At 64.9% G+C, this 25,960-nt stretch carries 27 protein-coding genes; 17 read left to right on the plus strand and 10 right to left on the minus strand.

The window, feature by feature from the left end:
- Nucleotide 1: 1 nt before the first annotated feature.
- Nucleotides 2-478: a bacterioferritin gene (gene bfr, locus BLQ28_RS02630; RefSeq protein WP_081270476.1), complete on the minus strand. Its 477-nt coding sequence runs from the start codon at nt 476-478 to the stop codon at nt 2-4.
- A gap of 260 nt (nt 479-738) precedes the next feature.
- Here bfr and ahpC point away from each other — a divergent pair, with 260 nt between their 5' ends.
- The 7 genes from ahpC to BLQ28_RS02665 all read left to right on the plus strand — a co-directional run bounded on the left by ahpC (nt 739) and on the right by BLQ28_RS02665 (nt 9,220).
- The gene (ahpC, locus tag BLQ28_RS02635; RefSeq protein ID WP_028258851.1) at nt 739-1,302 is read left to right on the plus strand and encodes an alkyl hydroperoxide reductase subunit C; all 564 of its coding nucleotides are present in this window, start codon (nt 739-741) and stop codon (nt 1,300-1,302) included.
- 91 nt (nt 1,303-1,393) lie between these two features.
- Nucleotides 1,394-2,950, plus strand: coding sequence for an alkyl hydroperoxide reductase subunit F (gene ahpF / locus BLQ28_RS02640; protein ID WP_093236997.1), 1,557 nt, complete (start codon nt 1,394-1,396; stop codon nt 2,948-2,950).
- A gap of 171 nt (nt 2,951-3,121) precedes the next feature.
- Nucleotides 3,122-5,332, plus strand: a complete 2,211-nt coding sequence (locus tag BLQ28_RS02645; RefSeq protein WP_093237673.1) for a TonB-dependent hemoglobin/transferrin/lactoferrin family receptor — start codon at nt 3,122-3,124, stop codon at nt 5,330-5,332.
- A gap of 48 nt (nt 5,333-5,380) precedes the next feature.
- Nucleotides 5,381-6,478 (plus strand): hemin-degrading factor, encoded by a 1,098-nt coding sequence (locus BLQ28_RS02650; RefSeq protein ID WP_093236998.1) that lies wholly within the window; start codon nt 5,381-5,383, stop codon nt 6,476-6,478.
- A 5-nt stretch (nt 6,479-6,483) separates the two neighbouring features.
- Nucleotides 6,484-7,380: a heme/hemin ABC transporter substrate-binding protein gene (locus tag BLQ28_RS02655; RefSeq protein ID WP_093236999.1), complete on the plus strand. Its 897-nt coding sequence runs from the start codon at nt 6,484-6,486 to the stop codon at nt 7,378-7,380.
- Nucleotides 7,377-8,414 (plus strand): FecCD family ABC transporter permease, encoded by a 1,038-nt coding sequence (locus BLQ28_RS02660; RefSeq protein ID WP_093237000.1) that lies wholly within the window; start codon nt 7,377-7,379, stop codon nt 8,412-8,414. The genes BLQ28_RS02655 and BLQ28_RS02660 overlap by 4 nt, the downstream gene beginning before the upstream one ends.
- The gene (locus BLQ28_RS02665) at nt 8,411-9,220 is read left to right on the plus strand and encodes a heme ABC transporter ATP-binding protein (protein ID WP_093237001.1); all 810 of its coding nucleotides are present in this window, start codon (nt 8,411-8,413) and stop codon (nt 9,218-9,220) included. Before BLQ28_RS02660 ends, BLQ28_RS02665 begins: the two co-directional genes overlap by 4 nt.
- 63 nt (nt 9,221-9,283) lie before the next feature.
- On the opposite strand, the gene BLQ28_RS02670 is transcribed toward BLQ28_RS02665, so the two are convergent.
- Complete coding sequence (locus tag BLQ28_RS02670) at nt 9,284-10,105, minus strand: posphoenolpyruvate synthetase regulatory kinase/phosphorylase PpsR (protein ID WP_093237002.1); 822 nt, start codon at nt 10,103-10,105, stop codon at nt 9,284-9,286.
- Nucleotides 10,106-10,293: 188 nt separating this feature from the next.
- On the opposite strand from BLQ28_RS02670, the gene ppsA reads away from it, so the two are divergent.
- From ppsA to dnaB, 7 genes are all read left to right on the plus strand, one after another.
- Entirely contained in the window at nt 10,294-12,687 is a 2,394-nt protein-coding gene (gene ppsA / locus BLQ28_RS02675) for a phosphoenolpyruvate synthase (RefSeq protein ID WP_093237003.1), read from the plus strand.
- Nucleotides 12,688-12,902: 215 nt separating this feature from the next.
- Nucleotides 12,903-13,382, plus strand: a complete 480-nt coding sequence (locus tag BLQ28_RS02680) for a hypothetical protein (RefSeq protein ID WP_093237004.1) — start codon at nt 12,903-12,905, stop codon at nt 13,380-13,382.
- 115 nt (nt 13,383-13,497) lie between these two features.
- Complete coding sequence (gene rpsF / locus BLQ28_RS02685; protein ID WP_093125029.1) at nt 13,498-13,872, plus strand: 30S ribosomal protein S6; 375 nt, start codon at nt 13,498-13,500, stop codon at nt 13,870-13,872.
- A gap of 4 nt (nt 13,873-13,876) precedes the next feature.
- Nucleotides 13,877-14,191, plus strand: a complete 315-nt coding sequence (gene priB, locus BLQ28_RS02690) for a primosomal replication protein N (protein ID WP_093237005.1) — start codon at nt 13,877-13,879, stop codon at nt 14,189-14,191.
- 21 nt (nt 14,192-14,212) lie between these two features.
- Nucleotides 14,213-14,494 (plus strand): 30S ribosomal protein S18, encoded by a 282-nt coding sequence (rpsR, locus tag BLQ28_RS02695; RefSeq protein ID WP_007830781.1) that lies wholly within the window; start codon nt 14,213-14,215, stop codon nt 14,492-14,494.
- Between the two features lie 12 nt (nt 14,495-14,506).
- The gene (gene rplI / locus BLQ28_RS02700) at nt 14,507-14,959 is read left to right on the plus strand and encodes a 50S ribosomal protein L9 (RefSeq protein ID WP_093237006.1); all 453 of its coding nucleotides are present in this window, start codon (nt 14,507-14,509) and stop codon (nt 14,957-14,959) included.
- Nucleotides 14,960-15,130: 171 nt separating this feature from the next.
- Entirely contained in the window at nt 15,131-16,537 is a 1,407-nt protein-coding gene (dnaB, locus tag BLQ28_RS02705) for a replicative DNA helicase (RefSeq protein WP_093237007.1), read from the plus strand.
- A 31-nt stretch (nt 16,538-16,568) separates the two neighbouring features.
- Here dnaB and BLQ28_RS02710 read toward each other — a convergent pair whose 3' ends face one another.
- The 8 genes from BLQ28_RS02710 to BLQ28_RS02745 form a co-directional block, all read right to left on the minus strand.
- Nucleotides 16,569-17,282, minus strand: coding sequence for a helix-turn-helix transcriptional regulator (locus tag BLQ28_RS02710; protein ID WP_093237008.1), 714 nt, complete (start codon nt 17,280-17,282; stop codon nt 16,569-16,571).
- Nucleotides 17,282-17,749, minus strand: coding sequence for an MGMT family protein (locus BLQ28_RS02715; protein WP_093237009.1), 468 nt, complete (start codon nt 17,747-17,749; stop codon nt 17,282-17,284). Before BLQ28_RS02715 ends, BLQ28_RS02710 begins: the two co-directional genes overlap by 1 nt.
- Nucleotides 17,746-18,195 carry a GyrI-like domain-containing protein gene (locus BLQ28_RS02720; RefSeq protein ID WP_093237010.1) on the minus strand — a complete coding sequence of 150 codons (450 nt, stop codon included), beginning with the start codon at nt 18,193-18,195 and terminating at the stop codon, nt 17,746-17,748. Before BLQ28_RS02720 ends, BLQ28_RS02715 begins: the two co-directional genes overlap by 4 nt.
- Before the next feature lie 42 nt (nt 18,196-18,237).
- Nucleotides 18,238-18,687 carry an EVE domain-containing protein gene (locus BLQ28_RS02725; protein ID WP_093237011.1) on the minus strand — a complete coding sequence of 150 codons (450 nt, stop codon included), beginning with the start codon at nt 18,685-18,687 and terminating at the stop codon, nt 18,238-18,240.
- Nucleotides 18,688-18,693: 6 nt separating this feature from the next.
- On the minus strand, nt 18,694-19,065 hold the full coding sequence (locus tag BLQ28_RS02730) for a VOC family protein (protein ID WP_093237012.1): 372 nt from the start codon (nt 19,063-19,065) through the stop codon (nt 18,694-18,696).
- Nucleotides 19,066-19,214: 149 nt separating this feature from the next.
- Nucleotides 19,215-21,005 (minus strand): PhoH family protein, encoded by a 1,791-nt coding sequence (locus BLQ28_RS02735; RefSeq protein ID WP_093237013.1) that lies wholly within the window; start codon nt 21,003-21,005, stop codon nt 19,215-19,217.
- A gap of 212 nt (nt 21,006-21,217) precedes the next feature.
- A complete protein-coding gene (locus BLQ28_RS02740) occupies nt 21,218-21,694 on the minus strand; it encodes a peroxiredoxin (protein ID WP_007830801.1) in 477 nt (158 codons plus the stop codon).
- Nucleotides 21,695-21,838: 144 nt separating this feature from the next.
- A complete protein-coding gene (locus tag BLQ28_RS02745) occupies nt 21,839-22,222 on the minus strand; it encodes an Mth938-like domain-containing protein (protein WP_093237014.1) in 384 nt (127 codons plus the stop codon).
- Between the two features lie 111 nt (nt 22,223-22,333).
- Between BLQ28_RS02745 and BLQ28_RS02750 the strand changes: the two genes are divergently transcribed.
- The 3 genes from BLQ28_RS02750 to BLQ28_RS02760 are packed head-to-tail and all read left to right on the plus strand — an operon-like array spanning nt 22,334 to nt 25,931.
- Nucleotides 22,334-23,566, plus strand: coding sequence for a pyridoxal phosphate-dependent aminotransferase (locus BLQ28_RS02750; protein ID WP_093237015.1), 1,233 nt, complete (start codon nt 22,334-22,336; stop codon nt 23,564-23,566).
- Nucleotides 23,563-24,594: a DUF1176 domain-containing protein gene (locus BLQ28_RS02755; RefSeq protein ID WP_093237016.1), complete on the plus strand. Its 1,032-nt coding sequence runs from the start codon at nt 23,563-23,565 to the stop codon at nt 24,592-24,594. The genes BLQ28_RS02750 and BLQ28_RS02755 overlap by 4 nt, the downstream gene beginning before the upstream one ends.
- 14 nt (nt 24,595-24,608) lie before the next feature.
- Nucleotides 24,609-25,931, plus strand: coding sequence for a homoserine dehydrogenase (locus BLQ28_RS02760; RefSeq protein ID WP_093237017.1), 1,323 nt, complete (start codon nt 24,609-24,611; stop codon nt 25,929-25,931).
- Nucleotides 25,932-25,960 lie beyond the last annotated feature (29 nt).

A 25,960-nucleotide genomic window follows, 5' to 3' on the forward strand; every position in this document is an offset into this window, starting at 1 on the left:
ATTACTCGAGCTCGCCCATTTGCGATTGCAGGTAGTTCTGCAGTCCGACCTTGTCGATCAGGTCGATCTGGGTCTCGAGAAAGTCGATGTGCTCTTCGGTGTCGTCGAGAATTTCCTGGAGCAGGTCGCGCGAGACGTAGTCACGCACCGATTCGCAATGCGCGATGCCGTCCTTGATCGTTGCTTGCGCGCCGGTTTCGGCACCCAGGTCGCAACGCAGCAACTCGGGCACGTCTTCGCCGATGTTCAGCTTGCCCAGGTCCTGCAGGTTCGGCAGGCCGTCAAGCATGAAGATGCGGTCCATCAGCTTGTCGGCGTGCTTCATCTCGCCGATCGATTCCTCATATTCCTTCTTCGCCAGCTTGTCCAAACCCCAGTGCTTGAGCATGCGGTAGTGGAGGAAGTACTGGTTGATCGCGGTCAGCTCGTTCTTGAGCTGCGCCTGCAGATGTTCGATGACCTTGGGGTCGCCCTTCATGATTCTTTTCCTTGTTCTGAAAGCGGTGATTGTCAGAGGAGCGGACGAGCACTTGCAAGCAATCCCATGCTCCGCCGGTCTGCATGCGTGTGATGGCGATACACGTTCGCATTGAGCCGCTGCGAACCCATCGCGAACCCATCGCAAACATAGCAAGCCCCAATACTTTTAATAGCTCATGACTATCAAAAATATGGGATTGGTAGCTATACTCATGGCTCGCAATTATTTTTTCCACCTGCAGCATCCAAGGAATCTTCATGTCCCTGATCAACACCCAAGTCCTGCCCTTCAAGACCCAGGCCTACCTCAACGGCAAGTTCATCGATGTGTCCGACGAGACGCTCAAGGGCAAGTGGTCCGTGCTGATCTTCATGCCGGCGGCTTTCACCTTCAACTGCCCGACCGAAGTCGAAGACGCGGCCGACAACTACCCCGAGTTCCAGAAGCTGGGTGCCGAGGTCTACATCGTGACCACCGACACGCACTTCTCGCACAAGGTCTGGCACGACACGTCGCCGGCCGTCGGCAAGGCCAAGTTCCCCCTGGTTGGCGACCCGACCCACACGCTGACCAACGCTTTCGGCGTGCACATCCCTGAAGAAGGCCTGGCACTGCGCGGCACCTTCGTGATCAACCCCGAAGGCATCATCAAGACCGCCGAAGTGCACTCCAACGAAATCGCCCGCGACGTCAAGGAAACCCTGCGCAAGCTCAAGGCAGCGGTCTACACCGCCGCCCACCCGAACGAAGTCTGCCCGGCCAAGTGGAATGAAGGCGACAAGACGATCGCCCCGTCGTTCGACCTCGTCGGCAAGATCTAAGCGCTCCCGCGCGAAAGCCCGGGCGCTCACGAGGCCCCGGGCTTTTTTTGTTCCCAGTTGATAGTTTTCAGATATCGAAAGTGAGTCCGCCATGCTTGACGACAGCACAAAAGCCCAATTGAAGAGTTACCTCGAACGCGCCACGCAGCCGATCGAGATCGTCGCCTCGCTCGATGACAGCAAGGCGTCGGGCGAAATGTTGTCGCTGCTGAAGGACGTCGCTGAAGCGTCGCCGCTGGTCAAGCTGACCGAAAGCCGCGACGACAGCCATCGCAAGCCCTCGTTCTCGGTCAATCGCCCGAGCGAAAACCACGGCCCGCGTTTTGCCGGCCTGCCGATGGGCCATGAATTCACGTCGCTGATCCTTGCGCTGCTGCAGATCGGCGGCTACCCACCCAAGGTCGAGCAGGCCGTGCTCGACCAGATCAAGGCGCTCGACGGCGACTTCGAGTTCGAGATCTACGTCTCGCTCACCTGCCACAACTGCCCCGATGTCGTTCAGGCGCTGAACCTGATGGCGATCCAGAACCCGCGCATCCGCACCACGATGATCGAAGGCGGCACCTTCCAGGACGAAGTGAAGGAACGCCAGATCATGGCCGTGCCGACCGTGTTCCTCAACGGCACCGAGTTCGGCCAGGGCCGCATGAGCCTCGAAGAAATCCTCGCTAAGATCGATACCAGCGGCGTCGAGCGCGAAGCGAAGAAGATCGCCGGCAAGGACGCGTTCGACGTGCTGATCGTCGGTGGCGGCCCTGCCGGTGCCGCAGCCGCCGTGTACGCCGCGCGCAAGGGCATCCGCACCGGCGTTGCGTCGGAGCGCTTTGGTGGCCAGGTGCTCGACACGCTCGGCATCGAGAACTTCATCTCGATCAAGGAAACCGAAGGACCGAAGTTCGCCCACGCACTCGAAGAGCATGTGCGCGACTACGACGTCGACATCATGAATCTGCAGCGCGCCAAGGCACTGGTGCCTGGCAACGATCTCATCGAGGTTCAGCTCGAAAGCGGCGCCTCGCTCAAGAGCAAGTCGGTGATCATTTCGACCGGCGCGCGCTGGCGCAACATCAACGTGCCCGGCGAGCACGAGTTCAAGAACAAGGGCGTGGCCTACTGCCCGCATTGCGACGGCCCGCTGTTCAAGGGCAAGCGCGTCGCGGTCATCGGCGGCGGCAATTCGGGCGTCGAAGCGGCGATCGATCTGGCCGGCATCGTGGGCCACGTCACGCTGATCGAGTTCGACACGCAGCTGCGTGCCGACGCCGTGCTGCAACGCAAGCTCAAGAGCCTGAAGAACGTCGACGTGTTCACCAACGCGCAGACCACCGAGATCACCGGCGACCAGAAGGTCAATGGCCTGGTCTACAAGGACCGCGCGACGGGCGAACTGAAAAAGGTCGAGCTCGAAGGCGTGTTCATCCAGATCGGCCTCGTGCCCAACACCGACTGGCTCAAGGGCACGGTCGAGCTGTCGAAGCACGGCGAAATCATCGTCGACGCGCGCGGCCAGACTTCGGTGCCCGGCGTGTTCGCGGCCGGTGATGCAACCACGGTGCCGTTCAAGCAGATCATCATCGCGGCCGGCGACGGCGCAAAGGCGGCGCTCGGCGCGTTCGACCACCTGATCCGCACGTCGGCACCGGCCTGACGCGTGGTTTGACCCCGCGGAAGTAAGGCACAAGTTGTATCAGATGAGAATTATTCTCATACAATAAACGGCCCGGGCAAACACGCCCGCCGTTGCCAGCCAGGTCAAGCGCGCAGAGCTTTGCGCCCAAGGTCCAGCAAGCAGTTGTTCAACTGTTTCTGGACCTTTTTCGTGGCCGCCAAAACCCTCCGCTCCCATCCTCACCGCCTTGCCCTCCTGCCACTGCTGATCGCCTCCGGCTTCGGCATCGCCGTGCCTGCCTGGTCGCAACAGATCGCGCTCAACGAGGTGGTGGTGAGCGGCTCGCGCTCGGAGCAGGCCCGGCAGGATTTGCCGGTGAGCGCCGAGGTCATCACCCGCGACGACATCGAGTCCAAGCAGATCAACGACATCCGCGACGCCGTGCGCGACCTGCCGAATGTCTCGGTCAAGCGTGCGCCGGCGCGCTTCGGGCTGGCGCAGGGCAACACCGGCCGCGACAGCAACGCGGGCTTCAACGTTCGCGGCCTCGACGGCAACCGCGTGCTGCTGCTGACCGATGGCATTCGCACGCCGCGCAGCTACGTGTTCAGCGCCAATGCGTTCGGACGCGATTACTTCGACATCAGCCTCATCGAGCGCATCGAGATCATCAAGGGCCCGGCGTCGGCGCTCTATGGCTCGGACGGCCTCGCGGGCCTGGTCAACTTCATCACGCGCGAGCCTTCGTCGTACCTGCGCGATGGCAAGACCTTCGGCGGCAGCGCGAGCGTGGGCTACAGCGGCGACGACGGCGGCAAGCGCGCAGGCGTCACGCTGGCGGGCAAGCCCAACGACACGATGCAATGGCTTGTCTCGGCCAGCCTGGGCCGTGCGCATGAACTCGAGAACATGGGCCACTACAACGTGGCCAACGTCGACCGCACCACACCCAACCCGCAGCGCGACAAGAACGCGGCCGTGCTCGCCAAGGTCATCCTCACGCCCGATGCCAACCAGCGCCACAGCTTCACGTTCGAGCACATCGAGAAGACCAGCCGCTACGACCTGCTCTCAGGCATTTCCAAGCCGCCTTTCGTCTCGACTTCCGTCGTCGGCCTGAACGCCAAGACCGACCTGCAGCGCGACCGCTTTACCTACGAAGGGCGCCTGCGCCTGAACAGTGCCATGGCCGACAACCTGCTCGGCGTGGTGAGCTACCAGAAGTCCAGGTCGCGCGAGTTCATTCTCGAAGACCGCTTCACCGCCGCCGACCGCACGCGCGACGTCACCTACGACGAGAACACCTGGCAGCTTGGTCTGCAAGCCGACAAGACGATCCGCATGGGCGACTGGGCGCAGAAGATCACCTACGGCTTCGACTACACGCGCAGCAACGTCGAGAACCTGCAGACCGGCCTGGTGCCGCCCACTGGCGAAACCTATCCGCTCAAGCGCTTCCCCGACACCCGCGAGACCTCCTCGGCGTTCTACGTGCAGGACGAATTCATCCACGACCGTTGGAGCATCACGCCGGGCATCCGCTTCGACCGCTTCTCGCTCGACGCCAGCCAGCGGGGCTTCAACGCGCAGGCCGTGTCGCTGTCGGGTTCCGCGGTTTCGCCCAAGCTGGGCGTGTTGTTCCGTGCAACGCCGCAGTTCAGCGTCTATGGCAACTACGCCTCGGGCTTCAAGGCGCCGAATGCCTTCCAGGTCAACAACTTCTTCGAGAACGTGATCCAGGGGTACAAGACCATCCCCAATCCGAACCTCAAGCCCGAGAAGAGCCAGAACATCGAGATCGGCGTGCGCGGCAAGACCGGCGTGTTGAGCTTCGACGTGGCGGCCTTCACCGGCGACTACAAGAAACTGATCGAGAACGACCGCCTCGTGGGCGGCCGCGGAATCCCGCGCATCGATCCGCTGATCTACCAGTCGGTCAACATCGGGCGCGCGCGCATCAGCGGCTTCGAGTTCAAGGGCGAGCTCGACTTCACCGACAACGGCAATGGCTTCTCCGTGCCCTTTGCCTATGGCCAGACGCGCGGGACCGACCGCACCAACAACCGGCCGCTCAACTCGATCGACCCGCGCAAGGCCAGCGTCGGCATCAAGTACCAGGCGCCGGTCTGGAGCGTGCGCCTGGACGTCACCAACCACGCGCGCAAGAAGTGGTCCGACGTGGACCGCACCGAGGTCACGACCGGCACCCAGTTCCTCACGCCCGCAGCCACCACGCTCGACGTGAGCGCGCAGTGGCGCATCCGCAAGGACCTGCGCCTGAACGCATCGGTGACCAACCTCACCAACAAGCGCTACTGGAACTGGAGCGACGTGCGCGGTGTCACCGCCACGTCGATCCTGCGCGATGCGTACACCCAGCCGGGGCGCAGCTTCAACGTCTCGCTCGTTGCCGATTTCTGACGCCCGACACCTGATCCCAGGAACACCTCACCTCAAAAAGGAAACCCGATGAACGCCGAAGAAACCCGCGATCGTTTTGCCGCGCTGCGTGCCAAGGGCATGCGCCACAAGGACGCCGCCGCTGCGATGGGCCTGTCCGAAGGTGCCGCGATTGCCGCGCACACCGGCGCGCACGACAAAGGCCTGCGCGCGACGCGCCTCAAGGGGCCGTGGGTCGAGCTGCTGCAATCGCTCGAGCTCTGCGGCCCGGTGCTCGCGTTGACGCGCAACGAGACCACGGTGCACGAGAAGACCGGCATCTACGAGAAGGTCTCGGGCAACGACAAGATGGGGCTCGCACTGGGCGAGGCCATCGACCTGCGCCTCTTCTTCAGCCGCTGGCATGCGGGCTTTGCCGTGAGCGAGGCGGCCGCCAATCCGGGCGTTCCACCATCGCTGAGCCTGCAGTTCTTCGATACGAGCGGCCTCGCGGTGCACAAGATCTTTGTTCGCGATGCCACCGACCGCGATGCGCTGCAGTCGGTCATCGACACCCACACCGCCGCCGACGAGCCGGTCGTGTTCGTGCCGGCCGAAGCCAAGGCCGCGCCGCGCGACGACAGCGCCATCGATGCGGCCGGTCTCTCCGAGGCCTGGGGCGGCATGCAGGACACGCACGAGTTCTTCGGCTTGCTGAACAAGTTCGAGGTCGAGCGCCAGCAGAGCTTTCGCCTGACCGAAGGCAAGTTCACGCAACGCGCCGCACTGAGCGCTGTGCGCGATCTGCTGAACGAAGCTGCATTCGACGGCACGCCGATCATGGTGTTCGTCGGTAGCCCCGGCTGCATCCAGATCCACAGCGGACCGGTGAAGCGCATCGAGCCGATGGAAATGCGCGGACCCGACGAGAACGCGCCGCCGATCCGCTGGCTCAACGTGCTCGACCCCGGCTTCAACCTGCACCTGCGTGAAGACCGCATCGCCAGCGTCTGGATCGTCGAGAAGCCGACGAGCGACGGCGTCGTGACTTCGGTCGAGGCCTTCGACGGCACGGGCGAACTCATGGCCATGTTCTTCGGCGCACGCAAACCCGGCGTACCCGAACGCGAGGAGTGGCGCCACATCGTGCGCGGTCTTCCGCGTCTGGCTGCGACACAGGAGGCGTGAAGTCCATGAGCGATTTCGAACGAACCGATGCCCCGGCGCCACGCCGCCGCGACGTGCTGCGGCTGCTGTCCGCTTCTTCGCTGGCGGTGGGCGTGTTGCCTGCATTCGCGCAGGCACAACGCCTGCCGAGGCTCGTGACGGTGAGCGGCGCGATCACCGAGGTCGTCTACCTGCTCGGCGCCGAAGGGCAACTCGTGGGCACCGACACCACCAGCCTGTATCCGGCGGCGGCACGCAGCACGCCCAAGGTCGGCTACATGCGGCAGCTGTCGGCAGAAGGGCTGCTATCGCTGAAGCCCGATGCCATCATCGCCACCAATGAATCGGGCCCGCCGGTCGTGCTCGATCAGGTCCGCAGCGCGGGCGTGAAGGTCGAGATCATCGATGCCGACCACAGCTGGGGCGAAGTGCAGCGCAAGGTGCAGGCCGTCGGCCGCGCAGCCGCAAAGGAAGCGCAGGCACGCGAGCTGCAGGCCAGGCTCGATGCCGAATGGGCCGTTGTCCAGCAGCGCGTGGCGACGGCCAAGGGGCGCAAGCCCCGCGTGCTGTTCGTGCTGTCGCACAGCGCAAGCCCGCAGGTCTCGGGCGAGAAGACGGCCGCGCACTCGGTGATCGGCTATGCCGGCGGCGTGAACGCGCTGGGCGGCTTCCAGGGCTACCGGCCGATGACGGCCGAAGCCATGGCCAGCGCGGCGCCCGACATCATTCTCACCAGCACGCAGAGCATCGAGGCTCACGGCGGCGTCGACAAGTTCTGGCAGCGGCCCGAACTGGCGCTCACGCCCGCGTTCAAGAAGCGCGCGCTGATCACGCAAGACGCCTTGTTGCTGCTGGGCTTCGGTCCGCGCACGCCGGCGTCCATCTCCGACTTGCACGACAAGTTCCTGGCTGCGGTTGCATGAGCCAGAGGTTCACGGCGCGTGCCGTACTGGGCGGCAGCGCGCTGCTGCTCGTCGCGGCCTTCGTGGTGGGGGCGGTGTCCGGCGCCTACGCCATCAGTCTTTCGCAGCTCTGGAATGTGCTGACCTCGCTGGGGCAGGGCGGTGCCGACAAGTCGCCCGAGCACCTCGTCTTTCTCAACATCCGTCTGCCGCGCCTTGTGCTTGGCGTGGCGGCCGGTGCGGGGCTCGGCATGGCGGGCACCTTGATGCAGGGCCTGTTTCGCAACCCGCTGGCCGATCCGGGGTTGGTGGGCATCAGCAGCGGCGCGGCGCTGGCGGCTGGCGTCACGATCGTGCTCGGGGCGTGGCTCTGGCCGGTGCTTCCTCGCACGCTCGGCAGCTGGACGCTGGTGCTCATGGCTTTCGGTGGTGGCTTGTCGGTGACCTTGCTGATCTACGGCCTCTCGCGCAGCGAAGGCGGCACGCGCATGGCGCTGATGCTGCTCGCGGGCATTGCGGTCAATGCGCTCGCAGGGGCGGGGCTGGGCTTTCTCAGCGTGATCGCGACCGACGAGCAACTGCGCAGCCTGCAGTTCTGGCTGCTCGGCAGCCTCGGCGGTGCGCGATGGAGCGCGGTGCTGCTGGTCGGCGTGGCCGTGTTCCTGTCGTGTCTGGCGGCGCGGTCGCTCGCGTCACCGCTGAACGCCATCGCCCTCGGCGAGGCGCAAGCGGCGCTGCTCGGCGTCGACGTGGAGCGCACCAAGCGGCGGGCCATCGTGATCACGGCCGTGGCCGTGGGGGCGGTGACGGCCACGACCGGGATCATCGGTTTCATCGGGCTGATCGCGCCGCACTGGGTGCGCATGATGGCCGGGCCCGATCACCGCGTGGTGCTGCCGGCCTCGGCCCTTCTGGGCGCGGCGCTGGTGCTCGCGGCCGACACCGTGGCGCGCACCGTGATGGCGCCGGCCGAGCTGCCGCTGGGCGTGCTCACCGCGTTCATCGGCGTGCCGATGTTCCTGCTGATGCTGCGGCACTTCAAGGGGCGCATATGACGGCGGACATGGAGCGCGATCCGATGGCGCTGTGCTGCGAAGGCGTCGAGGTCCGTGTCGGAGCAAAGACGCTGCTGGCGGATGCGAGTGTCAGCCTGGCGCCGGGCCGGGTGACGGCCATCCTCGGCCCGAACGGTGCGGGCAAGTCGACCTTGTTGTCGGTACTGGCCGGCCAGCGCGTGCCGACGCGAGGGTGGGTGACGCTCGACGGCCGTCCGCTTTCGGACCACGGCATGCCGGCGCTCGCATTGCGCCGGGCGCTGATGCCGCAGGAAAGCGCGGTCGCCTTCGACTTCACCGCGCAGGAGATCGTCGCGCTGGGCCGCTACCCGCACCGCCGGGCGCCAGGGCACGACGAAGACGCGATCATTGCCGAGTCGATGGCGCTGACCGACGTGTCGGCGCTGGCGTCGCGCGTGCTCAACACGCTGTCGGGCGGGGAAAAATCCCGGGCCCACATGGCGCGGGCGCTGGCGCAGTTGTGGCATCCGCGGACCGACGGCGCGACCCGCTGGCTGCTGCTGGACGAACCGACCGCTGCGCTCGATCTGGCGCATCAGCATTCGGCGATGCGCCTGCTGCGCGCCTGGGCAGCGCGCGGCGTGGGCGTGGTCGCCGTGCTGCACGACCTGAACCTGGCGCGTCGCTATGCCGACGAAGTGGTGGTGCTGGGCGGTGCGTCAGGCGGCGTGCGGCAGGGCGCGGCGGCCGAAGTGCTCGAGCCGGCCCTGATCGAATCGGTCTGGGGAACGCCCTGCCAGCCTGTGACAAGTGCCGACGGCACGGTGCAATACCTGTTCGGCTGAAATGAAAATAGCGCCTGACGGCCGCCAAATGGCCATCAGGCGCTATTTAAAAGATAGCAAATATCAGTACGTCAGCCGCTCGGGCCGCAGCTCCTGCAGGATCGTCGTGGCGATTTCCTCGATCGACTTGGTGGTGGTCGACAGCCAGCGGATGCCGGCGCGCCGCATCATCGCTTCGGCCTCGCTCACCTCGTGGCGGCAGTTTTCGAGGCTGGCATAGCGCGAATCGGGGCGGCGTTCGTTGCGAATCTCGCTGAGCCGCTCGGGCTGGATCGTCAGGCCAAAGATCTTCTTGCGGTGCGGCAGCAGGGCAGGGGGGAGCTGGCGGCGGTCGAAATCTTCCGGAATCAGCGGGTAGTTGGCCGCTTTCAGGCCGTGCTGCATCGCCAGGTAGAGCGACGTGGGCGTCTTGCCGCTGCGGCTGACGCCCACCAGGATCACGTCGGCGCCCTGCAGGTCGCGGTTGCTCTGGCCGTCGTCGTGGGCCAGGCTGAAGTCGATCGCGGCAATGCGGGCGTTGTATTCCTTGCTCTTGCTGACGTCGCTGAAGCGGCCGATGCGGTGGTTCGACTTCACGGCCAGCTCGATCTCCAGCGGGCGCACGAAGGTGCCGAACATGTCCAGCAGCATGCCCTTGCAGCCGGTTTCGATCACTTCCAGCACGTCCATGTTGGCCAGCGTGGTGAAGACGATGGGGCGCACGCCCTCCAGTTCGGCGGTGTGGTTGATGTGCCGCACCGCCTGGTGCGCCTTGTCGACCGTGTCGGTGAAAGGCAGCCGGACGTGGCGCGGCTTCATCTCGAACTGGGCGAGCACGGCGTTGCCGAAAGTCTCGGCGGTGATGCCGGTGCCGTCGGAAATGAAGAAAACAGTGCGTGTGTGCATGGTGTTGCCCTTGCGGCCTTGTCCTGCGGCGCGCGCGACCTTGCCACGCCTACAATCCGGGCCATTATCGGGAATCCGCTTTCCCACCCCATTCTTTCCATGCACACCGCGATCGCACCCAAAGCAACGACAACGATCGTGCCGCGCCGTCTGCATGCAGCACCGGTTTCAACTTCTGGAGCTTCCCCATGTCTGCACTTTTCGACGCGACCGCCCTGGTCGTACCGTTTGAAAACCTGAGAATGACCGACGTCGAGGCGGTTGGCGGCAAAAACGCCAGCCTCGGCGAAATGATCTCGCAGCTGCCGCAGGGCGTGCGGGTGCCGACGGGTTTCGCGACCACGGCCCACGCGTTCCGCCAGTTCCTGGCCCATGACGGCCTGGCCGACAAGATCAGCAAGCGGCTCGCCGCGCTGGACACCGAAGACGTGCGCGCGCTGGCCGTGGCCGGTGCCGAGATCCGCGCCATGGTCGAGGCCCAGCCCTTCCCGGCCGACCTGCAGAAAGCCATCGGCGAAGCCTTCGCCACGCTGAGCGCTGGCAACCCGTCCGCCTCGTTCGCCGTGCGTTCCTCGGCCACCGCCGAAGACCTGCCCGACGCCTCGTTCGCGGGCCAGCAAGAGACCTTCCTGAACGTGGTCGGCATCGACGACGTGCTGCACAAGATGAAGGAGGTGTTCGCCTCCCTCTACAACGACCGCGCCATCAGCTACCGCGTGCACAAGGGCTTCGAGCACGACGTGGTCGCGCTGTCGGCCGGCGTGCAGCGCATGGTGCGCTCCGACCTCGGCGCCGCCGGCGTGATGTTCACCATCGACACCGAATCGGGCTTTGAAGACGTGGTGTTCATCACCTCGAGCTACGGCCTGGGCGAGACGGTGGTGCAGGGCGCGGTGAACCCCGACGAGTTCTATGTGCACAAGCCGACGCTGCGCGCCGGCAAGCGCGCGGTGATCCGCCGCAACCTCGGCTCCAAGCTGATCCAGATGGAATTCGCGACGGCCGAGGAGAAAAAGGCCAGCGGCAAGCTGGTCAAGACCACCGACGTCAAGGCCGAGCAGCGCAACCGCTATTCGCTGAGCGATGCCGACGTCGAGCAACTGGCCAAGTACGCGCTGGTCATCGAAGAGCACTATGGCCGCCCGATGGACATCGAGTGGGGCAAGGACGGCACCGACGGCCATCTCTACATCCTGCAGGCACGTCCCGAGACGGTGAAGAGCCAGCAGCAGGGCAAGGCCGAGCAGCGCTACAAGCTGCTGGGCAAGGGCGCGGTGCTCGCCGAAGGTCGTGCCATCGGCCAGAAGATCGGCACCGGCCCCGTGCGCCTCGTGCACAACATCAGCGAAATGGACAAGGTGCAGGCCGGCGACGTGCTCGTCACCGACATGACCGACCCGAACTGGGAGCCGGTGATGAAGCGTGCCGCCGCCATCGTCACCAACCGCGGCGGGCGCACCTGCCACGCGGCCATCATTGCGCGCGAGCTCGGCATTCCGGCCGTGGTCGGCTGCGGCGACGCCACCGATCTGCTGAAGGACGGCACGCTGGTCACCGTGAGCTGCGCCGAGGGCGACACCGGTTTCATCTACGACGGCCTGCTCGAAACCGAAGTGACCGAAGTGCAGCGCGGCGTGATGCCCGAGGTCGACCTGAAGATCATGATGAACGTGGGCAACCCGCAGCTCGCCTTCGACTTCGCGCAGCTGCCGAACCACGGCGTGGGCCTGGCGCGGCTCGAGTTCATCATCAACAACAACATCGGCGTGCACCCGAAGGCGATCCTCGACTATCCGAATGTCGACAACGACCTGAAGAAGGCCGTCGAATCGGTGGCCCGCGGCCACGCCTCGCCGCGTGCTTTCTACGTCGACAAGGTGGCGGAAGGTATCGCGACCATCGCGGCTGCTTTCTGGCCCAAGCCGGTGATCGTGCGCCTGTCGGACTTCAAGTCGAACGAGTACCGCAAGCTGATCGGCGGCAGCCGCTACGAGCCCGAAGAAGAAAACCCGATGCTCGGCTTCCGTGGTGCCGCGCGCTACCTGAGCGCCGACTTCGGCGAAGCCTTCGCGATGGAATGCGAGGCCCTGAAGCGCGTGCGCAACGACATGGGCCTCACCAACGTGCAGATCATGGTGCCCTTCGTGCGCACGCTGGGCCAGGCCGAGCGCGTGACCGGCCTGCTCGGCGAGCATGGCCTCAAGCGTGGCGAAAACGAGCTCAAGCTGATCATGATGTGCGAGGTGCCCAGCAACGCCATCCTGGCCGATGAGTTCCTCCAGTTCTTCGACGGCTTCTCGATCGGCTCGAACGACTTGACCCAGCTCACGCTGGGCTTGGACCGCGACTCGGGCCTCGAGTTGCTGGCGGCCGACTTCGACGAGCGCGACCCGGCCGTGAAGGCCATGCTGAGCCGTGCCATCAAGGCCTGCAAGGCGCAGGGCAAGTACGTCGGTATCTGCGGCCAGGGCCCCAGCGACCACCCGGACTTCGCGCTCTGGCTGGCGGAGCAGGGGATCGAATCGATCTCGCTGAACCCCGACAGCGTGATCGACACCTGGCAGCAGCTGGCCAAGCGCTGACCCGGCCCTTCAGGCGGCGGGCGTCTGGTGCCCGCCGAGCGGCAAGTTGCGGGAATCCCCGTCGGGGGATTTCCCGTATCTGCTTCGTGTCTTTGAATCAAAGTGTGTTTCTGGTGTCAGACTTGTGACAATTCACAGGGCGGCGCATCCTGGCAACCAGCCTGAGGCGATCTCGGTCGCCGCGGCGATCTGCCAGTACCTCGCGGGAGACCACCATGATTCTTGTCAAGACGGAAGCGGGCCACCAGGCCCTGAAAGACCGTTCGGTGCCGCTGTCACCGCGCCAGCGCTCGGCCTTCATCCTGTTCGACGGCAAGCGCTCGGTCGACGATGTGCTTGCCGCCGGCATGGGCATTGCGCGCGAAGACATCGACCAGATGATCGCGCTGGGCGTATTGGAGCCCGTGGGCGGGCAGCCAGCCTCGCCAGCGGCGGGCGATGCATCCACCGAGGGCACCAAACCGACCGCGCAGGCCGTGCCGCCGCCTTCCGGCCGCAGCAAGCAGCAGCGCTATAAAGACGCCTACCCCATCGCGACCCAGTTGACCGGCAGCCTGGGTTTGATGGGATTCCGGCTCAATCTGCAGGTCGAGGGTACGGCGAGCTACGACGACCTGCTGGCGCTGGCGCCCAAGATCCGTGCAGCGGTCGGCGCGGAGAGGGCTGCGGCCCTCGACAAGGCCCTGAACGACTGAACGCCTTGCCAGATTCGCAATTGCAGGGCTATAATCGCCGGCTTTGCCTTGCCACACTGCGCCCGACGCTGCAGGTGGCTTTTCCTCTTCTTCGGAAGAATCCACAAGGAGTGCCATGCGTCACTACGAAATCATTTTGCTGATCCACCCGGATCAGAGCGAACAAGTTCCGGCCATGCTGGAGCGCTACAAGGGCCTGATCACGGCCGGCGGCGGCAAGATCCACCGCGTTGAAGACTGGGGCCGCCGTCAGCTGGCTTACCAGATCAACAAGCTCAACAAGGCCCACTACCTGTGCGTCAACATTGAAGCTGAACAAGCCGTGATGGGCGAACTCGAACACGCGTTCAAGTTCAACGACGCCGTGCTGCGCCACCTGACCGTTCAGAAGAAGAAGGCCGACACCGGTCCTTCGTCGATGATGAAGACGGTCGAGCGCGAAGAGGCTCGCAAGGCCCAGCAGGCCGAATACGCCGCCAACAACAACTGATGGCGTGACTGCTGCCGCTGCGGCAACCGGGGTCAACCAGCTTCTGCTGACCGCCTCCGTTGCCGAACTCGGAGCCTTGCGATTCACGCCAGCCGGCTTGCCCGCCATCGACCTGAAGCTCGAACACGAGTCGACGCTCCAGGAGGCGGGAAAGCCCAGGCAGGTGAAGACGGCCCTCAAGGCCATTGCCTTCGGCGCCATCGCCGAGCGCCTCGCAACGCAGTCGATGGGAAGTCTCTGGCGTTTTCAGGGCTTTCTCGCGACACCGGGCAACGGCAAGCATCCGGTCCTGCACATCCAGGATTTTCAGCAAGATTAATTTTCGACAAGAGGTCCCCAAATGGCCACGTTCAAGAAATTCAACAAAGACAAGCGCCCGAAGCGCAACACCCAGTCGCTGCTGTTCAAGCGCAAGCGTTTCTGCCGCTTCACCGTCGCTGGCGTCGAAGAGATCGACTACAAGGACATCGACACGCTGCGTGACTTCATCAGCGAAAACGGCAAGATCATCCCCGCACGCCTGACCGGCACGCGCGCGATCTACCAACGCCAGCTGAACACCGCGATCAAGCGCGCCCGCTTCCTGGCCATGGTGCCGTACAGCGACCAGCACCGCGTCTAAGGAGTCGACACCATGCAAATCATTCTTCTGGACAAGGTTGTCAACGTCGGTGCCCTGGGCGATATCGTCAAGGTCAAGGACGGCTACGCACGCAACTTCCTGATTCCGTCGGGCCGCGCACGCCGCGCCACCGCCGCCAACAAGGCCGAATTCGAAGCCAAGCGCGCCGAACTCGAAAAGGCTGCGGCCGCCAAGCTGGCCGAATCGCAGGCCCAAGGCGAAAAGCTCGGTGGCACGACCATCAAGCTGACGCAAAAGGCTGGCGTGGACGGCCGTCTGTTCGGCTCGGTCACCAACGGCGACATCGCCGAAGAGCTGGGCAAGCAAGGCTACAAGGTTGCCAAGTCGCAAGTGCGCCTGCCCAACGGCCCGATCAAGGTCGTCGGCGACAGCACCGTGAGCGTTGCGCTGCACACCGACGTGGTGGTCGACATCACCGTCACGGTCTACGGCGAAACCGCCTGATCCCGAACGGCGCCTCGTGCGCTGTTGAAAAAGCCGCCTTCGGGCGGCTTTTGTTTTTCCGCGACCGAAGTTCTCCAGCGTATTGCACCGGAAGATCACTGTTTATTCACAACCTTGTCCACACACGCAGCAGCGTGCGCGGCTTAGCATGCAGGGTTGCAAGGGAAGTCCATGTCCGCCGTTTTCTCCTATGCCGACAATGATCCGTCGGCCGACCGCCAGATCGCCCAACTGCGCATTCCGCCTCACTCCATCGAGGCTGAATCGAGCGTGCTCGGTGGCCTGCTGCTCGACAACGGCGCCTGGGACCGCATGGGCGACCTGTTGGTCGATGGCGACTTCTATCGCCATGAACACAAGCTGATCTACGCCGCCATTGGCGGGCTGATCAATGCGACCAAGCCCGCTGACGTGATCACGGTCTACGAGCAGTTGCAGAACCTTGGCAAGGCCGACGAGATCGGCGGACTGGTCTACCTGAATTCGCTGGCGCAGTACGTGCCGAGCGCGAGCAACATCCGGCGCTACGCCGAGATCGTGCGCGAGCGCTCCATCTTGCGAAAGCTGGTGTCCGCCGCCGACGAGATCGCGACGCAGGCCTTCAACCCGCAGGGCAAGCAGGTCGACAAGATCCTCGACGAGGCCGAGCAGAAGATCTTCAACATCGGCGAAGAAGGCACGCGGATGAAGCAGGGCTTCCAGAGCATGGATGCCCTGGTGGTCGAACTGCTCGACCGCGTGACCGAGATGGCCGAGAACCCGAACGACATCACGGGCATTCGCACCGGCTTCCACGACTTCGACAAGATGACCTCGGGCCTGCAGCCCGGCGACATGATCGTGCTGGCCGCGCGTCCGTCGATGGGCAAGACCTCGCTCGCGATCAACATCGCCGAGCACGTGGCGCTCGAAGAGGGGCTGCCGGTGGCGGTGTTCTCGATGGAAATGGGTGCCTCGCAGCTCGCGGTGCGTATCGTGGGCTCGATCGGCCGCATCGACCAGGGTCACCTGCGCACGGGCAAGCTCAGCGACGAAGAGTGGCCGCGCCTGACCGAGGCCATCGAGAAGCTGCGCACCGTGTCGCTGCACATCGACGAAACGCCGGGTCTGTCCACCAGCGAACTGCGCGCCAATGCGCGTCGCCTGGCGCGCCAGTACGGGCGCCTCGGCCTGATCGTGGTCGACTACCTGCAGCTCATGTCGACCAGCAGTTCGGGCGATGAGAACCGCGCGACGGCCGTGGGCGAAATCTCGCGCGGCCTGAAGATGCTGGCCAAGGAGCTCAAGTGCCCGGTGATCGCGCTGTCGCAGCTCAGCCGCGGCGTGGAAAGCCGGACCGACAAGCGTCCCATGATGAGCGACTTGCGTGAATCCGGCGCCATCGAGCAGGACGCGGACATCATCATGTTCATCTACCGCGACGACTACTACGACAAGAACAGCAAGGAGCCGGGCGTGGCCGAGGTGATCATCAGCAAGCACCGGAACGGCCCGACCGGCACCGTCAAGCTGGCCTTCCTGAAGCCGATCACCAAGTTCGAGAACCTGGCCAGCTACAGCCACAACGAAGAGTACTGATGCCTCGCGCGCAAGACGCCGCGCAGAGAGGCTACGGCTTCTGCGGCACGACCTTGCCCTGGACAGTTTCGACCTTCACCTGCCGCAGCAAGTCGGCCAGCGTCTTGCCCGGCTCGTCGCGAAAGCGCTCTGGCAGCACCGCGATGGCGTCCATGCGGTCGAGGCGAAAGCCGCGAAAGTCGTTGCGCAGTTCGCACCAGGTCGACAGCGTCCAGACCTTGCCCCAATAGAAGCAGCCAAGCGGCCGCACCGTGCGCGTGCTGGCGTCGCCCGACACGTCGCGGTAGTCGAGGCGCAGCTTGTTGTGCGACTGCACCGCTTCCCTTAATGTCTGCAGCCGCGCGCGCAGGGCGTCGTCCAGGCCCAGCGCGGGTGCGTAGAGCGCCAATGCCTCGGCTGAGACGCGTGCCGCCGGCGGCAGCACGGAAAGGATCTTGCCCAGCCCCGTTTCGATGTCTCGCGCCATCGCTGGATCGACCCAGCTCTGGGCAAGCCGTGCGGCCGCCACGAGCGCCGAGGCTTCGTCCTGCGTGAACATCAGCGGAGGCAGCTCGAAGCCCGCGCCCAGCCTGTAGCCCACGCCGGCCTCGCCTTCGATGGGCACGCCCTGGTGCTGAAGGTCGGCCACGTCGCGATACACCGTGCGTTCAGATACTTCAAGGCGCCGTGCCAGGAAGGCGGCGGTGGTGAGCCGGCGCCCACGGACGAGCTGCACGAGCTGGAACAGGCGGTCGGCGCGTCGCATCAGTGCGTTCCCGCGAGCTTCTTCGCGAAGTCTTCGACGAAGTAGCGCTTGCCGCGTTGCACGACCGTGTGCCCTTCGGCTTCCAGCTTCGTCATTTGCGCCTCGATGCCGCCGGGGTATTTGGGATTGAGTTCGCCGCCGACCTTGAGCGTGCGCCACCAGGGCGTCTGGCCCTCGGCCTTCGGCGCCTCTTCGGCCGCGTGCGCCACCATGTGCGCAAAGATCGCGGTGGTCACCGTGCAGCCGATGGTCGTGCCGTGGCGCACCGCGATGTCTTCGCCGATGCCCATGACCGTGGCGAGCCGGCCTTCCGGAATGCTGCGCATGGCGGCCTCGACCTCTTGCGGCGACGGCGTGGCGATGGTGCCTTCGCCATGGCGAGCACGCATGGCGACGGGGATCTCCTTGACGCTCGGCAGGTGAGGGTAGCTTGCGAGCCGGTCGTGCCAGCTCTTTCTTGCGCTCATGCAATACCGATGTGGATCGCCACCTTGTCCGGCCCTTCGTAGGCTTCGAAGTCGCTGCGGTAGCGGCGCGCGACTTCCGGATGCGCCTCGAAATACTGCCAGATGCGCTGCCAGGTGGCGATCACCATGTGCGGCATTTCTCCCTGGCCGTTGAACACGAGGTAGTTGCCGGCCTCGATGGCCACGCTGTCTTCGCCGCCCGCGACGGCCAGGCCGGCCGTCACGTCGAAGGCGCCCTGGGCATCCGATTCGTAGGCCGAGTAGACGCCGAAGATGCGGGCGTCGCTCGTGCGGCGAGGCATCAAGCGGGGCATCTGCTCGTCGAAGAAACTTCTCCAGAGCGCGCCGATGCGGGCGGTGGCGGGCGTGTTTTCTTCGCGGTTGGTCGTGCGGATCGTGGGGCCTGCAACGCGGAAGGCGTCATGGTGCTGGCGAACGGGTTCCATCGAATTCTTCTCCTTGTGTTGATGATTGGATGAGGGCGGCGCTCAGAGGGCGAGCGCCTTCAGGTCAGCTTGCATGGTCCGGGCGATCAGTGCGATGTCGGCGTCGGTGACGTCGAACAGCCCGAAGCGGAATTTATAGCCCCATTGCTGGGGTTTTTCGATGAAAGCGAGGCGCTCGATCAACGGGGCGATAGGCGCCTCGTGCGCCGCAGCGTAGGCCACGTCGCGACGCCATGGGACGAAGCCCTGGCCCATGTCGAACTCGTAGGGCTCGCCCGCCTGCACGACGCCGATCGACACGAAGCTCTGCAGCTTGTCCGTGCCGCCGAACACCGTGGCCGGCGAGTAGTAGGCCACGCGGTCGCCGGCGGCGAGCCGCTTGAGCGGCGCGTGCTTGCCGTGGCCCACCTGCATGAAGCCGAGCGGCCGGTGGTCGCGACCGCGCCGTGCGTGCTCGGCGCTTGCGACGGCGATCCAGTTGCGCGGTGCCATGGCGAATCACTCCAGCGAATGAAGGCCGATTTCGTTGCCTTCGGTGTCGCGCAAATAGGCAATGAAGCCCATGCCCGGTGGCAATGCGGACTTGGGGCCCACGATCTGCCCGCCGGCCGCTTCGACCCGCGCGAGCACGGCATCGATGCTTGGCATGCAGTCGAGGTAGATGCGGATGCCGCTGCCGGCGCGTGCGCTGGCGTTTGCGCCAGCCTGCAGCGCGCCGCCCGTGGCGGGTTTGTCGTGGGGGAACACGGCCAGCGTGTCTCCGCCGAAATTCTCGCGGCGCAGTTTGCGGGCCAGAACGGTTTCGTAGAAGGCCTGGGCGCGGTCCATGTCGGTCACCGGGATCTCGAACCAGTTGATGGCGTTTTGCATTTCGGGGCTCTCTTTGTGTCGTTGAAGGGAGCCGCGATGGTGCGGCTGGCCTCCTGACAGCGTCTTGTCAGGAGCCTGTCACTGCGGGCGTAAAAAAGCCCGCGCAGACCGATGAAGGCCAGCGCGGGCTTTGGGAGGCAGGAGAGGGCTTAGAGCACGTCGCTTGCGAAGTCGGCCAGGCGCGAGCGCTCGCCGCGTGCCAGCGTGATGTGCCCGCCGTGCGGCCAGCCCTTGAACTTGTCGACCGCGAAGGTCAGGCCCGAGGAGCCTTCCGTCAGGTACGGCGTGTCGATCTGCGCGAGGTTGCCCATGCAGATGATCTTGGTGCCGGGGCCCGCGCGGGTGATCAGCGTCTTCATCTGCTTGGGTGTGAGGTTCTGCGCCTCGTCGATGATCACGTACTTGTTCAGGAAGGTGCGCCCGCGCATGAAGTTCATGCTCTTGACCTTGATGCGGCTGCGGATCAGCTCGTTGGTGGCCGCGCGGCCCCACTCGCCGGCGCCACCGCCATCGCCCTTGGCCAGGAACTCGAGGTTGTCGTCGAGCGCGCCCATCCAGGGGCCCATCTTTTCTTCCTCGGTGCCCGGCAGGAAACCGATGTCTTCGCCCACGCTCACGGTCGCGCGGGTCATGATGATCTCGGTGTAGCGGCGGTCGTCGAGCACCTGCGTGAGGCCGGAGGCCAGCGCCATCAGGGTCTTGCCGGTGCCGGCGGTGCCGGTCAGCGTGACGAAGTCGATCTCCGGGTCCATCAGCAGGTTCATCGCGAAGTTCTGCTCGCGGTTGCGCGTGTTCACGCCCCACACCGCGTTCTTGCCCGAGCTGTAGTCCTTGAGTGTCTTGAGCACCGCGGTCTTGTCGCGGATTTCGGTGACGCGGGCATACATGCTCGGCTCGCCGGGTGCCTCGAAGTAGACGAACTGGTTGATGTAGAGGTTGGGCACCAGCGGACCGCTGATCCGGTAGAAGGTGTTGCTGCCGCTCTGCCAGCTCTCGACCGTCTTGCTCTGGCGGGTCCAGAAATCGGGCGGCAGCGCCAGCGAGCCGGCGTAGAGCAGGTCGCCGTCTTCGAGCGTCTTGTCGTTCTGGTAGTCGTCGGCTGCAAGGCCCAGCGCGCGCGCCTTGACGCGCATGTTGATGTCTTTCGACACCAGCACCACTTCCTGTTTTGGATGGTCGGGCTGGTCCTTGGCGTACTGGTCGCGCAGTGCCTGCACCACGCCGAGGATCTGGTTGTCGGCCTTGCCTTGCGGCAGGCTCAGCGGCAGCGAGTAGTCAAGCGGCGCAGTCTGGAAGAACAGCTTGCCGCCGGCCTCGCGGTGGCCGGTGGTATCGAGCTTGAGGCCCTTGGCAATGTCGGCGCCCTGGGCGGCGGCAAGCGCGTCGAGCGTGCGGCTGGTCTGGCGGCCGTTGCGCGCGACTTCGGTTGTACCTTTCTTGTGGCCGTCGAGCTCCTCCAGCACGATCATCGGCAGGAAGATGTCGTGCTCTTCAAAGCGGAACAGGCACATCGGGTCGTGCAGCAGCACGTTCGTGTCGAGCACGAACAGCTTGGCCGGGCCGGTGGACTTGCGCTTGGCGCGCACGGGTGCCTGTGGTGCCGGGGCGGGAGCCGGTGCGACCGCAGCGGGCTGGACTTTCGTCTCGACCTGCACGAGGGCCTGGGGCTGCTGCGGTTGTTGTTGCGGTGCGCTCACCGGCTTGGGTGCGGCAGTTTTCGCCTTGGTCCGGCGAGGCGGGCGTGCGGTATCGGCGCCGCCGGCACCCTCGGTGCCGAGGCTGTCGAACAGTTCCAGGGGCTGCGGACTGCGCGCGGTGGTTTCGTCGGCCCGCTGGTCGCCGGAGCGGCGCGAACCCCTGTGCGAAGACCGGGCAGGCGCGTCGAGCGCGTCCGGCGAGAGCAATGCGGCGCGTTTCGTGGGGGCGGGAGGCAGTGGCATGTGTCAGATCGCTCGCAGGAAGTGGGAACCAGAAAACGAAAAAGCCGCCTGAAGACCAAGGCGGCTTTGTTCGGGGGATGCGGTCGTGGAGCTCAACGGCATGGAGCCATTATGCACACCGCAGATGACACGCCGGCTGCTCATTGGCGCGTTGCGTTGGGCATTCCCCACGCAGCGGCGCAAAAGCGCAAACCCGGCGGCCAGTGTGGCTATCAGGCGGCTTTCTTGAGCGCCTTGACGGCCTTGAGCACGTCGTCGACGTGGCCCGGAACCTTGAGCCCGCGCCATTCGGCCTTCAGGATGCCGTCGGCGCCAATCAGGAAGGTGCTGCGTTCGATGCCCTTGACCTTCTTGCCGTACATGATCTTGTTCTTGACCACGCCGAACATGTGACACATTTTTTCTTCGGTGTCGGCGATCAGCTCGAAGGGCAGCTCGAGCTTGGCCTTGAATTCGTCGTGCGACTTCATGTTGTCGCGGGAGACGCCGAAGACGGTGGCGCCGGCCTTTTCGAAGTCCTTGTAGCGGTCGCGAAACTGCATGGCTTCGGTTGTGCAACCCGGAGTGTTATCTTTCGGGTAAAAATACATGACCAGCACGTGGCCGAGATGCGAGGTATTCGAGACCTTGAGGCCGCCCGTGGCGTTGGCGTCGAATTCAGGAATGGGTTTGTTGACAACGATCGCCATGAAACTTGTTTTCTCCGTTAGATTCCGCTCTTCGAGCCCTCTCAGCCTTTTTCGGGCTTGCTCGATGAATGGAGGATTGGTCGTTGCTAACTTTGGGTAGCTGGCCTGTTCGCAACCCGGTATTTTACCCCGAAAAGACCTCTCTCAGTCAGGGTCAGGGCTCTCGACCAGCAGAGCGGCAATCACGTGCCTGCCTTCGCCGGCCAGGATGTTGTAGGTCCGGCAGGCCGCCGCGGTGTCCATGGTCTCGACGCCGGTGCGCTTGGCCATCAGGGGCTGGAGCCAAGCGGGCTGGGGGAAGCGGATGCGCTTTCCGCTCCCGAAAATGATCAATTCCGCACCCAGCGACGCAAGCTGCGCGAAATGCTCGGGGCCGAGCTCTTCGAAGCGGGCGCAGTTCCATTCGAAGCGTTCGCCGCGCGAGCCCACCACCACGCTGCCCTCGACCTTCTCGTTGTTGATTGCCACCCAGCCAGGGCCGTGTGCGGTGAGGGACTGGGCGTCGGATTTGTCGGGCTGGAGCTTCATCGGTGCACTGGGAACTGTGGTCAAATTATAGGTTTTCCCTAGTGCCACGGGGCTCGCAAGGGCCTTTGACTTCGAGTAAGAACCCACCAACTCCGCGCCCGGGAGGGCCCTTTGAAGCAGCTCAAGAAATCGGCCAAGCTGGCCAACGTTCTCTATGACATCCGCGGTCCCATCATGGACGCCGCCAAGCAGATGGAAGAGGACGGCCAGAAGATCATCAAGCTCAACATCGGCAATCTCGCCGTGTTCGGCTTCGATGCACCCGAAGAAATCCAGCAGGACATGATCCGCAACCTGCCGACCTCGGCGGGCTATTCGGACAGCAAGGGCGTCTTCGCCGCGCGCAAGGCCGTGATGCACGAGACCCAGAAGCAGGGCATTGCGGGCGTCACCCTCGACGACATCTATCTTGGCAACGGCGCCAGCGAACTGATCGCCATGGCCACGAACGCGCTGCTGAATGACGGCGACGAAATGTTGCTGCCGGCCCCCGATTACCCCCTGTGGACCGCCTCCTCGAGCCTGTCGGGCGGCACGCCGGTGCACTACCTGTGCGACGAAGCCAATGGCTGGATGCCCAACCTGGACGACATCCGCGCCAAGATCACGCCCCGCACCAAGGGCATCGTGGTCATCAACCCGAACAACCCGACCGGCGCGCTGTATTCCGACGACCTGCTCAAGAGCATCGTGGCCATCGCGCGCGAGCACGGACTCGTGATCTTTGCCGACGAGGTCTACGACAAGGTGCTGTACGACGGCGTCAAGCACACCGCCATCGCCAGCCTGTCGACCGACGTGCTCACGCTCACCTTCAACTCGCTGTCCAAGAGCTACCGCTCGTGCGGCTACCGCGCCGGCTGGCTCGTGGTGTCGGGCGACAAGCGCGCTGCCCAGGACTACATCGAGGGCCTGAACATGCTCTCGAACATGCGCCTGTGCGCCAACGTGCCGGGCCAGTGGGCCATCCAGACGGCGCTCGGTGGCTACCAGAGCATCAACGACCTCGTGTGCGAAGGCGGTCGCCTGCGTCGCCAGCGCGACCTGGCCTACGAGCTGATCACCGCCATTCCGGGCGTGAGCTGCGTCAAGCCCAGCGCCGCGCTCTACATGTTCCCCAAGCTCGACCCCGAGGTCTATCCCATCAAGGACGACCGCCAGTTCTTCCTCGAGCTGCTGAAAGAAACCCGCGTGATGCTGGTGCAGGGCACTGGCTTCAACTGGGCCACGCCCGACCATTTCCGCATCGTGTTCCTGCCCCATGAAGACGATCTGCGCGAGGCCATCAATCGCATCGCGAAGTTCCTGGAGCAGTACCGCGTGCGCCGCAAGACGGAGCCATGAAATCCGCGTGCATCGCCGCTGCGGCGCTGTCGCTTGCCGCGCTGTCCGCGGTAGCCGCAGGCAAGGACCCGGTGGCGTTCTCGCACAACGACTGGGAAATCGTCTGTGACAACACGCGTACCTGCCGCGCGGCGGGCTACCAGGTTGACCGTGGCGACTCGGCGCCGGTGTCGATGCTGATCACCCGCGCCGCAGGCCCGGCGACGCCAATCGAGATTCAGCTCCAGCTTGGCGGCGAGAGCGACGTCAAGGGTGCCGTCCGCCTCAAGGTCGGCAAGGCCAGCATTTCGGGGCTCCAGGGAAGCGACTCCGAGCTCGATGCCGGTCAGGTCCGCACGATCCTCCCCGAACTGCTCAAGAGCGACGAAGCCGCCGTCACTGCCGGCGGCGGCAGGAAATGGGCTCTCTCGCTTGCCGGCCTCAACGCCGTGCTGCTGAAGATGGACGAAGCCCAGGGCCGCGTTGGCACCCCCGGCGCGCTGGTGCGCCGCGGCAGCAATCCCGAGTCTTCCGTATTGCCGTCGGTACCGATGCCCGTCGTGCACACGATCACTCCGCCAAAGAAGCACCCCGGCGACGATGCATTGGCCGCGCGCATCTTTCCGTCTCTCAACCTGAGCGATGCCCAGAGCCTGTGCAACAGCACGGACAAGGTGGATGCAACATCGGTGCAAGTCGACCGCCTGAGCGACAGCAAGGTGCTGCTGTCGCTGGGCTGCGACGTCGGTGCATATAACTCCACGAGCCTGCTCTGGATCGCCAACGACAAGCCGCCCTATGCGCCGGTGGCCATCGATGCAAGCGGCGATTTCGACGGCAAGGACGCCAGCGTCACCTCCACCATGAAGACCCGGGGCATCGGCGATTGCATGTCGGTCGAGACCTGGCACTTCAACGGCAAGGACTTCGTGCGCACCAGCACAACGATGGACAGCATGTGCCGCGGCTTCCCCGGCGGCGCCTGGTCCTTGCCCCGCTACGTCAGCCGCATCGTGGGCGCAGCGTCCACCACCCCATCCAAACCATGAACGCGACTCTCCCAATGAAACCCATCCAAGTAGGCCTGCTCGGCGCAGGCACGGTCGGCAGCGGCACCTTCAAGGTGCTCCAGCGCAACCAGGAAGAAATCAAGCGCCGCGCCGGTCGCGGCATCGAGATCACCATGGTGGCCGACCTCGACACCGCCCGCGCCCGCGAAGTGGCCGGCGAGGGCGTCAAGGTGGTGAGCGATGCGCGCGAAGTCATCGCCAACCCCGACATCGACATCGTCATCGAGTTGATCGGCGGCTACGGCATCGCGAAGCAGCTCGTGCTTGAAGCCATCGCGGCCGGCAAGCACGTGGTCACGGCCAACAAGGCTCTGCTCGCGGTGCATGGCACCGAGATCTTCGCGGCTGCGCATGCCAAGGGCGTGATGGTGGCCTTCGAGGCCGCGGTGGCTGGTGGCATTCCGATCATCAAGGCGCTGCGCGAAGGCCTCACGGCCAACAGCATCCAGTGGCTGGCCGGCATCATCAACGGCACGACCAACTTCATCCTGTCCGAGATGCGCGACAAGGGCCTGGACTTCGCCACCGTGCTCAAGGAGGCGCAACGCCTGGGCTATGCCGAAGCCGACCCGACCTTCGACATCGAAGGCGTGGACGCCGGCCACAAGGTCACGCTGATGAGCGCCATCGCGTTCGGCATTCCGGTGCAGTTCGACAAGGCGCACATCGAAGGCATCACCAAGCTGGCCGCGCAGGACATCAAGTACGCAGAGCAACTCGGCTACCGCATCAAGCTGCTTGGCATCACCAAGCGCACGGCCCAGGGCATCGAGCTGCGCGTGCATCCGTCGCTGGTGCCGTCCAAGCGCATGTTGGCCAACGTCGAAGGCGCGATGAACGCGGTGGTCGTGCATGGCGATGCCGTCGGCACCACGCTGTACTACGGCAAGGGCGCGGGCAGCGAGCCGACAGCCAGCGCCGTCATCGCCGACCTGGTCGACATCACGCGCCTGCACACGGCCGACACCGCGCACCGCGTGCCGCACCTGGCCTTCCACCCCGACGCGATGAGCGATCTGAAGGTGCTGCCGATGGCCGAGGTCGTCACCAGCTACTACCTGCGCCTGCGCGTGGCCGACCAGGCCGGCGTGCTCGCCAAGGTGACGGGCCTGCTCGCCACCGCCGGCATCAGCATCGACGCCGTGCTGCAGCGCGAAGCCGACGAAGTGGGCGGCGAAGGCTCGACGCAGACCGACCTCATCATCCTCACGCACGATGCGCGCGAAGGCACCGTCAACGACGTGCTGGCCGAGCTGCAGGCGCTGCCCACCGTGTTGCAGCCGATCGTGCGCATCCGCAAGGAAGAGCTGTCCTGAGGGGCGGCGCCCGCGCACGCAAGCAAGCA

Origin of the sequence: Variovorax sp. EL159, assembly GCF_900100965.1 — a bacterium.
Classification (GTDB): domain Bacteria; phylum Pseudomonadota; class Gammaproteobacteria; order Burkholderiales; family Burkholderiaceae_C; genus Variovorax.